The 15,466-nt window shown below is 72.2% G+C and carries 10 protein-coding genes; 3 read left to right on the top strand and 7 right to left on the bottom strand.

Annotated elements, in window-relative coordinates; all coding sequences use genetic code 11:
* Both narH and E1264_RS28285 read right to left on the bottom strand, forming a co-directional pair.
* Positions 1–1,474: nitrate reductase subunit beta (gene narH / locus E1264_RS28290; RefSeq protein ID WP_132178492.1), on the bottom strand; the 1,474-nt coding region annotated here is incomplete at its 3' end.
* Positions 1,474–5,166, bottom strand: a complete 3,693-nt coding sequence (locus E1264_RS28285) for a nitrate reductase subunit alpha (protein WP_132178491.1) — start codon at positions 5,164–5,166, stop codon at positions 1,474–1,476. The genes E1264_RS28285 and narH, both read right to left, overlap by 1 nt.
* A gap of 252 nt (positions 5,167–5,418) precedes the next feature.
* Here E1264_RS28285 and E1264_RS28280 point away from each other — a divergent pair, with 252 nt between their 5' ends.
* The 3 genes from E1264_RS28280 to E1264_RS28270 all read left to right on the top strand — a co-directional run bounded on the left by E1264_RS28280 (position 5,419) and on the right by E1264_RS28270 (position 10,777).
* Entirely contained in the window at positions 5,419–6,828 is a 1,410-nt protein-coding gene (locus tag E1264_RS28280; protein ID WP_132178490.1) for an MBL fold metallo-hydrolase, read from the top strand.
* A 35-nt stretch (positions 6,829–6,863) separates the two neighbouring features.
* Entirely contained in the window at positions 6,864–7,544 is a 681-nt protein-coding gene (locus E1264_RS28275) for an alpha/beta hydrolase (protein ID WP_132178489.1), read from the top strand.
* Between the two features lie 62 nt (positions 7,545–7,606).
* Positions 7,607–10,777, top strand: a complete 3,171-nt coding sequence (locus E1264_RS28270) for an AAA family ATPase (protein WP_132178488.1) — start codon at positions 7,607–7,609, stop codon at positions 10,775–10,777.
* 25 nt (positions 10,778–10,802) lie between these two features.
* Here E1264_RS28270 and E1264_RS28265 read toward each other — a convergent pair whose 3' ends face one another.
* The 5 genes from E1264_RS28265 to E1264_RS28245 all read right to left on the bottom strand — a co-directional run.
* Positions 10,803–11,651: an ABC transporter permease gene (locus E1264_RS28265; protein ID WP_132178487.1), complete on the bottom strand. Its 849-nt coding sequence runs from the start codon at positions 11,649–11,651 to the stop codon at positions 10,803–10,805.
* A complete protein-coding gene (locus E1264_RS28260; protein WP_132178486.1) occupies positions 11,648–12,646 on the bottom strand; it encodes an ATP-binding cassette domain-containing protein in 999 nt (332 codons plus the stop codon). Before E1264_RS28260 ends, E1264_RS28265 begins: the two co-directional genes overlap by 4 nt.
* A 55-nt stretch (positions 12,647–12,701) precedes the next feature.
* Positions 12,702–13,280, bottom strand: coding sequence for an NAD(P)H-dependent oxidoreductase (locus tag E1264_RS28255; RefSeq protein WP_132178485.1), 579 nt, complete (start codon positions 13,278–13,280; stop codon positions 12,702–12,704).
* Between the two features lie 130 nt (positions 13,281–13,410).
* Positions 13,411–14,301, bottom strand: coding sequence for a haloacid dehalogenase-like hydrolase (locus E1264_RS28250; protein ID WP_132178484.1), 891 nt, complete (start codon positions 14,299–14,301; stop codon positions 13,411–13,413).
* 117 nt (positions 14,302–14,418) lie between these two features.
* The coding region (locus tag E1264_RS28245) for an alkaline phosphatase PhoX (RefSeq protein ID WP_132178483.1) at positions 14,419–15,466 on the bottom strand (1,048 nt) is incomplete at its 5' end.

Here is a 15,466-nt window from a genome sequence, read left to right as displayed (position 1 = left end):
CGCCGGCACCGCCCATGCCCGGCCCGCCCTCGTAGTTCAGCGCGCAGTCGGTGGCGAGTTCTTCGAGGTGGTGGGCATCCTCGGCGTGCGCGGTGGGGATGACGTAGCGCTCGTCGTACTTGGCGAGGGCGAGGAGGCGGTACATGTCGTACATCGCCTCGCCGGTCATGCCGACGCGGGCGGGGATGGCGTCGTCGGGGTCGCGGCCGAGGTTGAGGTCGCGCATGTAGGCGCGCATCGCGGCGAGGCGGTGCAGGACGGCGTCGACCGGCGCGGTGTCCCCGGCGGTGAACAGCTCGGCGAGGTATTCGACGGGGATGCGCAGCGCGTCGATCGCGGCGAACAGGTTCCCGGCGTTCTCGGCGTCGTGGCCGGTGTCGCGGACGACGTCCACGACCGGTGACAGCGGCGGGATGTACCAGACCATCGGCATCGTCCGGTACTCGGGGTGCAGCGGCAGCGCGACCTTGTAGGTGTTGATCAGGGCGTACACCGGGGAGCGCTGCGCGGCCTCGATCCAGTCGCCGGGGATGCCCTGCCGTTCGGCCGCCGCGATCACCCGGGGGTCGGACGGGTCGAGGAACACCCCGCGCTGCGCCTCGTACAGGTCGGTGTCGTCGGGGGTGGACGCCGCTTCCAGCACCTTGTCGGCGTCGTAGAGGACCAGGCCGATGTAGCGCAGCCGCCCGACGCAGGTCTCCGAGCAGACGGTGGGGATGCCGACCTCGACGCGCGGGAAGCAGAACGTGCACTTCTCCGCCTTGCCGGTGCGGTGGTTGAAGTAGACCTTCTTGTACGGGCAGCCGGACACGCACATCCGCCAGCCGCGGCAGCGGTCCTGGTCGACCAGGACGATGCCGTCCTCGGTCCGCTTGTAGATCGCGCCGGACGGGCAGGACGCCGCGCACGAGGGGTTGAGGCAGTGCTCGCAGATCCGCGGCAGGTAGAACATGAAGGTCTGGTCGAACTCCAGCTTCACCTTGTCGGCGATCCCGGCGAGCAGCACGTCCTTGTCACCGTGCTCGATGGAGCCGCCGAGGTCGTCGTCCCAGTTCGCCGACCAGGCGATCTTCATGTCCTTGCCGGACAACAGCGACTTGGGGCGGGCGACCGGGGAGTGCTCCTGGAGCGGCGCGTCGGTGAGGGTCTGGTAGTCGTAGGTCCAGGGCTCGTAGTAGTCGGCGATGCCCGGCAGCTTCGGGTTGGCGAAAATCGTCAGCAGCTTGCGGAGCCGCCCGCCGCCCTTGAGCGCGAGGCGGCCGCGGCGGTTGAGCGTCCAGCCGCCGCGCCAGCGCTCCTGGTCCTCGTAGCGGCGGGGGTAGCCCTGCCCGGGACGGGTCTCGACGTTGTTGAACCACACGTACTCCACGCCGGACCGGTTCGTCCACGCCTGCTTGCAGGTGACCGAACAGGTGTGGCACCCGATGCACTTGTCGAGGTTCATCACCATCGCCATCTGCGCCATGACCCGCATCAGTAGGTCACCTCCTGCGACCGGCGGCGGATCATCGTGATCTCGTCGCGCTGGTTGCCGGTCGGGCCGAGGTAGTTGAACGCGAACGACAGCTGCGCGTACCCGCCGATCAGGTGCGACGGCTTGATCAGCAGCCGGGTGAGGGAGTTGTGGATCCCGCCGCGCCGCCCCGACGTCTCCGCCACGGGGACGTCGATCAGCCTGTCCTGCGCGTGGTACATGTACACCGTCCCCTCAGGCATCCGGTGCGAGACGATCGCGCGGGCGACGACCACGCCGTTGCGGTTGACCGCCTCGATCCAGTCGTTGTCGCGGACGCCGATCCTGGCCGCGTCCGCCCCGCTCATCCAGATCACCGGGCCGCCGCGCGACAGCGACAGCATGAACAGGTTGTCCTGGTACTCGGAGTGGATCGACCACTTGTTGTGGGGCGTCAGGTACCGGACGGTCAGCCCCAGCTCCCCCGTCTCCCCGAGCTGAGGTTCGCCGAACAGGGCGTGCATGTTCAGCGGCGGCCGGAACGTCGGCAGCTGCTCGCCGAGCTCGGCCATCCAGTCGTGGTCGAGATAGAAGTGCTGGCGGCCGGTGAGGGTGTGCCAGGGCTTGAGGCGCTCGACGTTGATGGTGAAGGGCGAGTAGCGGCGCCCGCCGCTCTCCGACCCCGACCATTCGGGCGAGGTGATCACCGAGACGGGGCGGGCCTGGGTGTCGGCGAAGGTGATCTGCGTGCCCTCGTGCTCGGCGGCCAGGTCGGCGAGCCGGGTGCCGGTGCGCCGCTCCAGGGTGCGGAAGCCCTGGACGGCCAGGTGCCCGCTCGTCGTCCCGGAGAAGGCGAGGATCATCTCGCAGGCGTGCACGTCGCGGCGCAGCGACGGGCGCCCGTCCGCCGGGCCGCCCCGGACCACGCCGTTGGTGTTCTTCAGGTACTCGACCTGGCGCGTCAGGTCGAAGGTGACGCCCTTGGTGGTGGCGCCGAGCCGTTCGGCGAGCGGGCCGAGCGCGGCCATCCTCGCCGCGACGGCCGGGTAGTCGCGCTCGACGGTGACGAGCTTCGGCATCGTCACGCCGGGCACCGGCTCGCACTCCCCCGTGGCCCAGTCGGCGACGCGGCCGTGCGGGGTGGCCAGCTCGTCGGGCGTGTCGTGCAGCAGCGGGACCGCCACCACGTCCTTCCGGACGCCGAGATGCTTCTCCGCGAGGCGGCTGAACGCGGCGGCGATGTCCTGGAACGCCCGCCAGTCGCTGCGGGTCTGCCAGGGCGGCGAGATCGCCGGGTTGAACGAGTGCACGAACGGGTGCATGTCGGTGGTGTTCAGGTCGTGCTTCTCGTACCAGGTCGCCGCCGGGAGGACGACGTCGGAGTAGACCGTGGTACTGGTCATCCGGAAGTCGAGCGAGAGCAGGAGGTCGAGTTTCCCGGCGGGGGCCTCGTCGCGCCAGACGACCTCCTTCGGCCGCGCGTCCGGTGGGGACTCCGTGGCGCGCACCGACGAGCCTGCGCCGAGCAGGTGCTTGAGGAAGTACTCGTTGCCCTTGGCGGACGAGCCGAGCAGGTTGGCCCGCCACACCGTCAGCACGCGGGGGAAGTTCTCCGGCGCGTCAGGGTCCTGGGCGGCGAACCTCAGCCGTCCGGCCTTCAGCTCGTCCACGATGTGGTCTCCGGCCTGCTTCCCGGCCGCCTCCGCCTCGTCGGCGAGGTCGAGGGGGTTGCGGTCGAAGGTCGGGTAGGACGGCATCCAGCCCAGCCGCGCCGCCTGCGCGATCACGTCCGCCGTGGACCGTCCCGCGAGCTGCCCGCCGCCGGTCGCCGCCGAGAGGGTGCCCGCGCTGAACTGGTCGTAGCGGAACTGGTCGGTGTGGATGTACCAGAACGCGGTGCCGATCATCTGCCGGGGCGGGCGCGTCCAGTCCAGCGCGCCCGCGAGCTGCGCCCATCCCGTCACCGGACGGCACTTCTCCTGCCCCACGTAGTGCGCCCAGCCGCCGCCGTTCACGCCCTGGCACCCGGTCAGCGTCGTCAGGGCTAAGAACGCCCGGTAGATGGTGTCGGAGTGGAACCAGTGGTTCGTCCCGGCCCCCATGATGATCATCGAGCGGCCGCGGGACTCCTCGGCGTTGGCGGCGAACTCCCGCCCGATCCGCTCGGCGGCCCGTGCGGGGACGCCCGTGATCCCCTCCTGCCAGGCCGGGGTGCACGGCTGCGACGCGTCGCCGTACCCGGCCGGCCACGTCCCGGGCAGCCCGTCCCGCCCGACCCCGTACTGGGCCAGCAGCAGGTCGTAGACCGTCGTGACGAGATGGCCCCCGGCCTCGGTGACCGGCACGCCGCGCCGGAGCGTCGCGGCGGAGCCGTCGGCGGCGTCGAAGCGCGCGAGCTCGACCTCCACCGCGTCCCCGCCCTCGACCGACAGCAGCGGGTCCGCGTCGCCGAGATCAAGGTTCCACTTGCCCTGGCCCGACTCGCCGAACCGGAACCCCAGCGACCCGTTCGGGACCAGCGGGCGGCCGGTCGCCGCGTCCAGGATCACGGTCTTGAACGCGGCGTGCTCCGACTCCGCCTCGGCGCCCGGAAGGTCGGCGGCCGTGAGGAACTTGCCGGGCACGTAGGCGTCGCCGCGCCGCTCCAGCCGCACCAGGAACGGCAGGTCGCTGTAGCGCTTGACGTAGTCGGTGAAGTACGGGACCTGCCGGTCGACGAAGAACTCCTTCAACACGACGTGGCCCATCGCCATCGCCAGCGCGCCGTCCGTGCCGGGCTGGGCGGCCAGCCACTCGTCGGCGAACTTGACGTTGTCGGCGTAGTCCGGGGACACCGCCACGACCTTCTGGCCCCGGTAGCGGGCCTCGGTCATCCAGTGGGCGTCCGGGGTCCGCGTCACCGGGAGGTTGGAGCCCCACATGATCAGGTACCCGGCGTCCCACCAGTCGCCCGACTCGGGGACGTCGGTCTGGTCGCCGAACACCTGCGGGGACGCGACGGGAAGGTCGGCGTACCAGTCGTAGAACGACAGCATCGTCCCGCCGATCAGCGACATGAACCGCGAGCCGGACGCGTGCGACACCATCGACATCGCCGGGATCGGCGAGAACCCGGCGATCCGGTCCGGCCCGAACTCGCCGATCGTGTGGACGTGCGCCGCCGCGATCATCTCGGTCGCCTCGTCCCACGACGCCCGGACGAGGCCGCCCCGCCCCCGCGCGCCCTTGTACGTGCGGGCCTTCTCCGGGTCGGAGACGATCTCGCGCCACGCCAGCACCGGGTCGCCCGTCCGCGCCTTCGCCTCCCGGTACATCTCCAGCAGCACACCGCGCACGTACGGGTACCGGACGCGTGTGGGCGAGTACGTGTACCAGGAGAAGGACGCGCCTCGCGGGCAGCCGCGCGGCTCGTATTCGGGACGGTCCGCGCCCACCGACGGGTAGTCGGTCTGCTGCGCCTCCCAGGTGATGATGCCGTCCTTGACGTACACCTTCCACGAGCACGAACCGGTGCAGTTCACCCCGTGCGTGGACCGCACGACCTTGTCGTGCGACCAGCGGTCGCGGTAGAAGGCGTCCGCCTCCCGCCCGCCCTTCTTCGTCAATGTCCGCAGGTCAGGCGACACCTTCGCGCGGGTGAAGAACCTGCGCGTGCCGACCAGCGCGTCTTCCAGCGGCCCGTCCAAGCCCGGGCGGCCCTTCGTCGAACTCACTGTCCCCGAGTCCCCTTCGGTCGACTCATGACCCGCTCCTGAAGAGGCTCCCAACGAAACCGGTTCCTGTCATCTAGGTCACCCTGCCGCACCGCTTCCGTCTCACCTTCGGTCTCGACCGGAACGCCATGATCGGCTTCCGCGGTTCTCACCCTGGTGGACGCCCCTAATCCTCGACCGGGACCTTCGTGTGCGGATGAGACGGACTCGGCGGGGCACGGTGCTTCAGAACGACAGGAAAGAGGGGGGAGCATGCCCGTGATCCGCGTCGAGGTCGTGGAGACCTCGTCCCTGGGCGACCGTAGCTACCTGGCCCATGACGGGCGGGCCGCCCTGGTGGTCGATCCGCAGCGCGACATCGACCGGTTCCTGACCCTGGCCGGGCGGCTGGGCGTCCGGATCACGCACGTCGCCGAGACCCACCTGCACAACGACTACGTCTCGGGCGGGCTGGCGCTCGCGCGGGTGACCGGCGCCGCGTACCTGGTCGCCGCCGGCGACGATGTCGCCTTCGACCGGACGGCCGTGACCGGCGGCGACGAGACCGCCGTCTCGGAGACGATGCGCATCCGCGCCGTCGCCACACCCGGGCACACCTTCCACCACCTGTCCTACGTCCTGTCGGGGCCGGACGGGCCGGACGGGCCGGCCGGGCCGGTCGGGGTGTTCACCGGCGGGTCGCTGCTGTTCGGCACCACGGGCCGCACCGACCTGCTCGGGTCCGAGCACGCCCGTCCGCTGGCCCGCCGGCAGCACGACTCCGCGCGCCGCCTGGCCGACCTCCTGCCCGACGGCGCGCACATCTGGCCCACGCACGGTTTCGGGAGCTTCTGCACCGTCCGGCAGTCCGACGCCACGGCCTCGACCATCGGCCAGGAGAAGCGGACCAACCCGGCGCTGCGGCTGGAGGCCGACGACTTCGTCACACAGACCCTCGGCGGGCTGGACGCCTATCCCGCCTACTACGCGCACATGGGCGCCCGCAACACCACCGGCGCCGACCTGATCGACCTCACCCCGGCGCACGCCGCCCGCGCCGCCGAGCTGCGCGCACGCATCGCCGCCGGTGAGTGGGTCGTGGACCTGCGCTCCCGCAAGGCGTTCGCGCAACGGCACCTCGCCGGGACGCTGAGCTTCGGCCTGGACGGCCCGATGCCGACCTGGCTCGCCTGGATGGCCGAATGGGGCGCGCCCCTGACACTGCTGGGCGACGGCCACGAGCAGGTCGCCACCGCGCAGCGGGAGCTGGCGCGCATCGGCGTCGACCGCCCGGCCGCCGCCGCGTCCGGGACACCGCGGGACTGGGCCGCCGGGGACACGGCGCTCCTCGGCGAGATGGCCGTCGCGTCGTTCACCGACCTGGCCGCGGCCCGCGCCGGGCCGGCCCCCCGGAACCTGCCCGCACCGGACGTCGTGCTGGACGTGCGGCTGCGCGGCGAATGGGAGGCCGGGCACATCGACGGCGCGACCCACGTCCCGCTCCCCGAGCTGCCCCACCGCCTGAGCGAGGTACCGCCCGGAACCGTGTGGGCGCACTGCGGTTCCGGCTACCGCGCCGCCGCCGCGAGCAGCCTGCTCCAGCGGTCCGGACGCCGGGCGGTGCTCATCGACGACGCCTTCGACCACGCCGCCGCCTCCGGCCTGTCCCTCACCGATCACTGAAGCCCGGCACTGCTCATCTGAGAGGCTTGCATGTCATGGCTACCTTTGTGCTGATTCATGGTGGGGGCGATGTCGGGTGGTCCTGGCATCTGGTGGAGGCCGAGCTGCGCGCCCGCGGGCATGACGTGGTCGCCCCCGATCTGCCCTGCGAGGACGAGACCAAGGGCATGGGCGAGACCGCCGACCAGGTGGTCCGGGAGATCGGCGACCGCCGGGACCTGGTGGTCGTCGGCCATTCGTTCGGCGGCTTCACCGCCCCGCTGATCGCCGACCGGCTGCCGGTCGACGTGCTCGTCTACCTGGCGGGGATGATCCCGGCCCCCGGCGAGGCCCCCGCGGAATGGTGGGACAACACCGGCCACGGCGCGGCGGTCAGGGAGCAGGCCGCCAAGGACGGCGGCCTGACCGGCAACGACGACCCGTTCATCGGCTTCTACAACGGCGTCCCGCGCGCGCTGGCCGAGGAGGCGTTGAGCCATGGGCGCGGCCAGTCGAACATCACCTATTCCGAACCGTGGCCGTTGAAGGCCCATCCGGATGTGCCGACGAGGTTCGTCCTGGCGAGGGACGACCGTTTCTTCCCCGCCGATTTCTTCCGGAGGCTCGCGCCCGAGCGGCTGGGCGTCGTCCCCGACGAGATCCCCGGCTGCCATTGCGTGATGCTCAGCCATCCCAGGGAGCTGGCCGAGCGGCTGGAGAGCTATCTCAGCACGTGAAGCCGGAGTGGAGCGGCTACCTTTTAGGGGGAAGTGCCGTCCACGAAAGCCGACCGCCCCAAATGACACCTGTGCTGATCGGGAGGGACCACCCTGCCGGTGTCCTGCGCGCCGAGATGGACCGGGCCGCCGGGAGCCACGGCGGGCTGGTCCTGATCGCGGGCGAGGCCGGGATCGGCAAGACCACGCTCGTGACCGAGGCCGTGGAGGAGGCCAGGCGGCAGGGCGCGCTCGTGCTCAGCGGATCGTGCTGGGACTCGGGCAGCGCCCCCGGCTACTGGCCCTGGGTCCAGGTGATCCGGTCGCTGCGCCGGTCCGCCGCCCCCGACGAGTGGGCGGAGGTCGAGCACGCGACGGCCGGCGGGCTGTCGGTGCTGCTCGGCGAACCCGGGACCGGTGACCCCGCGGAGGGGTTCCGGCTGTTCGACGCGGTCACCACCGCGCTGGTGTCGGTGTCGCAGTGCCGCCCGGTCGTGGTCGTCCTCGACGACCTGCACTGGGCCGACCCGGCGTCCCTCAAGCTGCTGGAGTTCGCCGCGCAGCACACGTGGTTCGAGCGGCTCCTGCTCGTCGGCACCTACCGGGACGTCGAGGTCGAACCGGCCGAGCATCCGCTGCGGGCGCAGATGCTGGGGCTGGTGGCGAAGGCGACCACCGTGACGCTGACCGGCCTCGACCGGGACGCGGTCGGCGCGCTGATGGCCCGCACCGCCGGACGGGAGCCCGACGGCGGCCTGGTCGACGAGGTGCACCGGCGGACCGGCGGCAACCCGTTCTTCGTGGAGCAGGCGGCCCGGCTGTGGCGCAGCGGCGGGTCGGTCACGGCGATCGCGCCCGGCGTCCGGGAGGCGCTGCGGCGGCGGCTCTCGATGCTGCCCGTAGCGGTGACCCGGCTGCTCACCGACGCGGCGGTGCTCGGACACGAGTTCCACCGGCAGGTGCTCGCGGCGTGCGCGGCGGCGCCGGTGGCCAGCGTCGACCGGCTGCTCGACCAGGCGTCGTCGGCCCGGCTGGTGACCTCGCTCGGCGGGGGACGGTTCGCGTTCGCGCACGACCTCGTAAGGGAGACGCTGTACGAGTCGCTGGAGGAGGACGCGGCCCGGCGGCGGCACGCGGCGGTCGTCCGGGCCGTGGACGCGGCCCCGGCGCTGCGCGACAAGATGCTGGTGACGGAGCTGGCCCGGCACGCCCACCTGTCCGGCGGGGAGCTGGAACAGGCCCGGGCGGTGGGGCTGCTGGAGGCCGCGGCCCGCGACGCCGGTGACCGGCTGGCGTTCGAGGAGGCCGCGGGGCACTACCGGCGGGCGCTGGAGCGCGCCGGGCGGGACTCGGTCGCCGGCCTGCGGGTCGCGCTGGACCTCGGCAACCAGCTCCGCGCGCTGGGCGACCACGACGGCAGCCGACGGATCTTCGACGAGACCGTCGCGGCGGCCCGCGCGTCCGGCGGGCCCGAGAGGCTCGCCCGGGTGGCGGTCGGCCTCCACCTCTACGACGAGGACGCCGAGCGGTCCGCCTTCAAGATCGAACTTCTCCGCGAGGCGCACGACCTGCTGGTCCGCACCGGCGACGGGCCATCGGCCGGCTCCGGCTCCGCCGACCACCTCGCCAAGGAGCTGGCCGTCCATCTGGGCGCGGCGGCCGAGGAGGCGGGGGACGACGAGGAGCTGTCGTTCACCCTGTGGGCCCGGTACGCCCTGATCTGGGGGCCGGACGGCGCCGTCGAGCGCGAGGCGCTCACCCGGGTGATGACCGAGGTCGGGCGCCGGACGGGCGACCAGATGATGGAGTACTTCGCCGGGTCGCTGCGCTGGGTGGCGCTGCTGGAGCAGGGCGACCCGCGCTTCCTCGACCAGTACCACGACTTCGTCGCGATGGCCGAGCGCAACGGGCGGCCGCGGTTCAGCCTCGCCTCGATGGCCGACCAGAGCATCATCTCCGGCTTCCTCGGCCGGTTCGCCGCCGCCGACGAGCTGCTCGACCAGGTGGACGCCTTCGGCTCGCGCCCCCTGGCCGAGTGGACGGTGATGTTCAAGCACCTGCGGTGGGCGCTGCGGCTGCTGGAGGGCCGGTTCGACGACTCCGACGAGGTGCACCGGGCGCTGAACGAGGTCGCCCACCCGTTCGCGCGGCTGCTGGAGGCGCTGACGGCCGTCCAGCGCGGTGACGTGCGGGCGGCGCTGGCGCACGTCCGGCAGTACGAGGGGGTCGCCGAGCCGTATCCGCCGACCGTCATGCCGATGTGGCTGCGGCTCCAGGCGCAGGTGGCGGCGGATCTGCGCGACCCGGAGCTGTGCGCGAAGGCGCGGGCCGACCTCGCGCCCTTCGCGGGGCTGTGGGCGGTGTCGATGTGCGGCTGCGACATCGGCGGGCCGATGAGCCACTGGACGGCGCTGCTCGACCTGGCCGAAGAGCGCTGGGACGACGCGGTCGCGGGCTTCACCGAGGCCCGCCGGTCGGCCGATCTGCTCCGGTCCCGTCCCTGGTCGATCGAGGCGTCGTCGCGGCTGGCCGAGGCGCTGCTCGGACGCGGCGGGCCGGGCGACGCGGAGGCCGCCGCCGGGCTGCTGGACGAGGCGGGCCGGGTCGCCGCCGAGATCGGCATGCGGCAGGTCGGTCGGCGCGTCCAGGAGCTGCGGCCGTCCGCGCCGTCCGCGCCGGCCGAGCCCGCGGCCCCGGCTCCGGAGGCCGAGCAGGTGTTCCGGTTCGACGGGCAGGTCTGGACGCTCGCGTTCGGCGGGCGCACCGTCCACATGCCCGACGGCAAGGGGCTGCACGACCTGCACACGCTGCTGGAACGGCCGGGCGTGGACGTCCCCGCGGTGCGGCTGCTGAGCCCGGACGGCGGCGAGACCGTGGTCGCGGCCGGGCGGATGGGCGGCGACGCCGTCCTCGACGAGGAGGCCAAGGCGCGGTACAAGCGCCGCCTGGCGCTCCTGGACGAGGAGATCGACCGGGCCGCGGCCCTCGGCGACGACGAGCGCGCCGCCGGGTACGACCGGGAGCGGGCCGCGCTGCTGGCGGAGCTGCGCGCCGCCGCCGGGCTCGCCGGACGCACCCGCCGCCTCGGCGACCAGGCCGAACGCGCCCGCAAGACGGTCACCGCCCGGATCAAGGACACACTCCGCAAGCTCGACCGGCGGCATCCCGAGCTCGCCGCGCACCTCCGGGACGCGGTCTCCACCGGCTCGTCCTGCTCCTACCGGCCGGAACGCGAGATCGCCTGGCGGCTGTGAGCGCCAGGCGATCTTCGCCGTCCCGCTACTTGCGGTTGTAGAGCCGCATCGTGACCGTCCCGAAGACCGCGACGAGCACGATCCCCCAGACCAGCACCCACATCAGCTCGCCGCCGGCGTTGTCTCCGGCCATCAGGCCGCGGACCGCGTCCACCACCTGCGTCACCGGGTTGACGTCGACGAACGCCTGCAGCCAGCCGGGCATCGTCTCCGGGTCGACGAAGACGTTGCTGAGGAAGGTCAGCGGGAACAGCACGAACATGCTGACCGACATCACGGCCTTCTCGCCGCGCATCAGCAGGCCGACCATCGTCCAGATCCAGGAGAAGGCGAACGAGAACGCCACCAGCACCGCGATCCCGGCGATCACCCCGACCGGGCCGCCGTCCGGGCGGAAGCCCAGGACCAGGCCGAGGGCGAGGATCACGATCGAGGCCATGGTGTACCGGAACATGTCGCCGAGCAGGTAGCCGACCATCGGGGACGGCCGCCATATCGGCAGGCTCCGGAACCGGTCGAACACGCCCTTCTCGATGTCGATGTTCACCGCGACACCGGTGTACATGGTGGTCATCACGACGCTCATCACCATGATCCCCGGCAGCAGGAACTGGAGGTACTCCTTGGTCGAGCCCGCCAGCGCCCCGCCGAACAGGTAGGTGAACATCAGCACCATCATCACCGGGAAGATGGTGACGTCGAACAGCTGCTCGGGCACGTGCTTGATCTTCAGCATCGCCCGCCAGCCGAAGGTCAGCGAGGCCGACAGGGCGCTCGGTCTCGCCGGCCGGTCGCCCCGTGCCAGCACGGTGCCGAGGGTGTCCGCCGACGGGACGTACGTCGAAGCGGTCGTTTCCTGTGTCGCGGTGCTCATGCCGCCACCTCCTCGTTCTTGGCGCCGTCCTCGGCGTGGTGACCGGTCAGGGTCAGGAACACCTCGTCCAGGCTGGGCTGGCCGAGGGAGAAGTCGTCCACGGTGATCCCGGCGTGGGACAGCTCGGACAGGGCGCGGGACGCCTGCTCGGCCGCGCCGAGCTTGGTCTCGTCGCCGGAGATGCGGGCGGTGAGCGCCACCGGGTCGGCCTCCAGCTGGACGGACGCGCCGAGCTCCCGTGCCAGCACCTCCTCCGCCTGCGGTCGCTGCGCCGCGTCCCGCAGCCGCACGTGCACCGCGCCCGCGCCGATCGACGCCTTCAGCTCCCCGGGCGTCCCCTCGGCGATGACCTTGCCGTGGTCGACGACCGCGATCCGGGAGGCGAGCTGGTCGGCCTCGTCGAGGTACTGCGTGGTCAGCAGCACCGTGGTGCCGTGCGCCACCACCAGCCGGACGATCTCCCACACCTGGTTGCGGCTGCGGGGGTCGAGGCCGGTGGTGGGCTCGTCCAGGAACAGCAGGTCGGGGGTGTTCAGGATGCTGGCCGCGATGTCGATGCGCCGCCGCATCCCGCCCGAGTAGTTCTTGACCTGCCGGTCGGCGGCGTCGGCCAGCCCGAACGCCTCCAGCAGCTGGGCCGACCGTTCGCGGGCCGCCGCCTTGCGGTGGCCGAGGAGTCGGCCGAGCAGGATCAGGTTCTCGGTGCCGGTGAGGTCCTCGTCCACCGACGCGTACTGGCCGGTCAGGCTGACCTTGCCGCGGACGGCGTCGGCCTCCTTCTTGACGTCGTGGCCGAACACCCGGGCCTGCCCGCCGTCGGGCCGCAGCAGGGTCGCCAGCACGCGGACGGCCGTGGTCTTCCCGGCGCCGTTCGGACCCAGCACTCCGTACACCGTGCCGGTGGGCACCTGGAGGTCGAGGCCGTCCAGGGCCCGTGTCTTGCCGAAGGTCTTGACCAGCCCTTCGGTCTCGATCGCCAGTTCTTGCTTGCTCATGATGTTCCTCTCCGCATGTGGTTCAGGGGCGTAGGGGTTCAGGGGACGTAGGGGTTCAGGAGACGTAGGGGCGTGCGGCGCGGGCGTCCCGCAGCGCCAGGCCCCACCAGGTGAGCTGGTCGAGCATCGACTTGACGTTCTGCGCGGGCGCCTCCGCCTCGCACGGTTCGCCGCATTCGTCGACGCTGCCGTCCAGGAGGTCGAAGCCCACCCGGCACGGCATCGTCACGCTGTGCAGGCCCGTGAAGACCGTGCGGAGCTGCTCCACCGCGTACAGGCCGGTGGAGCCCATCCCGTATGACACGAAGCCGACCGGTTTGGCCTGCCATTCGTCGTAGGCGTAGTCGATCGCCTCCTTCAGCGCGGCCGGGAAGCTGCGGTTGTACTCGGGGGTGATCACCACGAAGGCGTCCGCCCCGCCCAGCCGGGCGGTGAACTCGGCGATCCCCGGGGTGGTCGCCTTCGGGTAGCGGGCCGGGAACGGCACGTCTAGCAGGTCGATGACGGCCACGTCGAGGTCGTCGCGCCGCCGCGCCTGCTCCGCGAACCAGCAGCCGATCCGGTCGCCCACCCGTCCCTCGCGGGTGCTGCCGACGATGACCGCCACCCGCAGGGGCGCCGCGTCATTGATCATCGGTTGCCTCCCTCATCAGGTCTCGGGTGTTCATCAAGAAGGCGCTAGAACCCGCGCGATGTCCGCTAGATCCGATCTAGCACACGCCTGTGACGTCCACTTCCCTTCAGACCACGCGGCTCGCGAAAACTCATCGGCGGCGGACGTTCCGGGCCATGCGGTGCCAGGTGTGGCGGCGGCCGCGGATGGCGACGGAGTAGTCGTAGAGGAACTCGGGGTCCATCGCACCGGCGAGGAAGGCGTCGCCGATGTGGTGCGCGTCCACGCCGATCTCCTTGGCGTTCAGCGCCAGCTGCGGGACGAGGGTGCGGTGGGAGCCCTCCTGGCTGGTGCCGATGGTGCCCATCGCGATCGCTCCGGCGGCGTGGATCTCCCTGACCGCCTCGGCCGCGATCTCGCCGGTCACGCCGGGGACCGTGCCGGGGAGCGGGACCAGCACGCCGTCCGCGCCGGCCTCGGCGACGGCGCGCATGCCGGAGGCGTTCAACGGCTCGATGCGCCCGGCCATGTGCATCTTCCCGGACCAGATCGCCACGTCGTCGCCCAGGGCCCGCCTCAGCTCCCGGCTGGCGTCGGCGAGGTCGGCGAGGTCGGCGCCGGTGGCCGGATTGGCCGTCACGCACAGGAGGGCGGCGCCCTGGTCGGCGAGGCGGCGGGCGTTGTCCACGGTGGCCTTCCGGCCCGCGGGCACGTCGCCGGGTTCGAGATTGACGCCGATGGGGCGCCCGACGAGCTCGGCGACGTCGGCCAGCGAGCCGAACTCGCCGAGGACCGGCAGCCGCCACCGGGTGCCGTCGAACGCCCGCTCCACCAGGTTGAGGATGACGATGTCGGCCCCGAACGCGGCCACCAGCTCGATGTTGCTGACCCCGCCGGTCCCGTGGGCCGCGGCGAGCATCGCGGTGTCCGCCCACAGTTCGGCGACCACGGCGCGGCCCTCGCTCGCCGCGACCGACGCGGTCAGCTCGCGGCCGCGCAGCGCGGCGAGGTCCCTGCTGTCAAGATCCAGAATTCGGCGCATGGGGCCATCCTGCCCCCTGGGCACGGACGGCCGATGGCGTCCAGCGCCCGGGGAGGGGGCGCTGGACGCCGCGCCGGCCGCGATGTCACCGCCGCGGGCCGGCGGAGGGCCCGGCCGTCAGGTGCGGAACGGGCCGGTGATCTCGTAGGTGATGCCGGATCCGGAGGTGCCGCGCTGGGACGAGAAGTACAGCCGGTTCCCGGCGGGGGTGAACGCCGGGCCGGTGATCTCCGACCCGCTCTGCCCGTTGACCCGCAGGAACACCGAGATCTTGTCGTCCGGGGAGATCAGGCAGATCTCCATGTTGCCGCCGTCCTCGGCGACGTAGAGGTCGCCGAAGGTGGAGCCGGTGATGTTGTCGACGCCGGTGAGCGGGGCCGGGCCGGGGCTGACGAGGCTGTCGTCGTAGGCGAGCTCGTAGGTGTTGCTGCTCAGGTTGAACTGCCACACCCGGTTGTCGCCCTTGGTGGTGATCCAGACGGTGTCGCCCGCGTAGTGGCAGCCCTCTCCCCCGTTGAAGACCTTCATGCCGGAGACCTGGTCGCGGGTCGGGGTCGGCGAGCCGTCGGGGTCGGGGACATTCGCCCAGGAGAACGAGCCGGACGTCCCGGACCCGCCCGTGAGGACCTGCAGCGTGCCCGTGGACAGGTTGCCCCACGTGGTGGGGATGAAGCGGTAGAAGCCGCCGTCGCTCGCGTCCTCGGTCAGGTAGATCACCTTGCGGACCGGGTCGGCCGCGGCGGCCTCGTGGTTCCAGCGCCCCATCGCGGCGCGGCGGGTGGCGGGGGCGCCCCACGGGTCGCACTCCCACACGTAGCCGGTGCTGACCTCCTCGCACGACAGCCAGGTGTTCCACGGCGTGGCGCCGCCCGCGCAGTTGCGGTTGGTGCCCGACAGGATCCGGTACGCGGAGGTGACGGTGGCGCTGGAGTTGAAGCGGAGCGCGGACGCGCCGCCCGAGCCCGACACCTCGGAGTTGGACACGTAGATCCAGCCGGTGCCGTCGGCGAAGACGGCTCCGCCGTCGGGCGCGCTGTGCCAGGTGTAGGACGTGCCGGGCACGGTCTGGCCGGACCGGGCGACGACCCGGCTGGTGAACCCGGACGGCAGCTGGATGCCGTTGGCGTCGGCGGACTGCAGTGCCCCGTACGGGCCGGGGCCGAGC

The sequence above is a fragment of the Actinomadura sp. KC216 genome, assembly GCF_004348535.1.
GTDB lineage: Bacteria > Actinomycetota > Actinomycetes > Streptosporangiales > Streptosporangiaceae > Spirillospora.
The sequence above is the reverse complement of the archived record's forward strand: the minus strand, read 5'-3'. Positions and strand labels throughout refer to the sequence as shown.

Bases quoted from the DNA above. Each gene is read 5' to 3' on its own strand.
- E1264_RS28280 (WP_132178490.1), top strand. From the start codon at position 5,419: ATGCCCGTGATCCGCGTCGAGGTCGTGGAGACCTCGTCCCTGGGCGAC.
- E1264_RS28275 (WP_132178489.1), top strand. From the start codon at position 6,864: ATGGCTACCTTTGTGCTGATTCATGGTGGGGGCGATGTCGGGTGGTCC.
- E1264_RS28270 (WP_132178488.1), top strand. From the start codon at position 7,607: ATGACACCTGTGCTGATCGGGAGGGACCACCCTGCCGGTGTCCTGCGC.
- E1264_RS28265 (WP_132178487.1), bottom strand. From the start codon at position 11,651: ATGAGCACCGCGACACAGGAAACGACCGCTTCGACGTACGTCCCGTCG.
- E1264_RS28260 (WP_132178486.1), bottom strand. From the start codon at position 12,646: ATGAGCAAGCAAGAACTGGCGATCGAGACCGAAGGGCTGGTCAAGACC.
- E1264_RS28255 (WP_132178485.1), bottom strand. From the start codon at position 13,280: ATGATCAATGACGCGGCGCCCCTGCGGGTGGCGGTCATCGTCGGCAGC.
- E1264_RS28250 (WP_132178484.1), bottom strand. From the start codon at position 14,301: ATGCGCCGAATTCTGGATCTTGACAGCAGGGACCTCGCCGCGCTGCGC.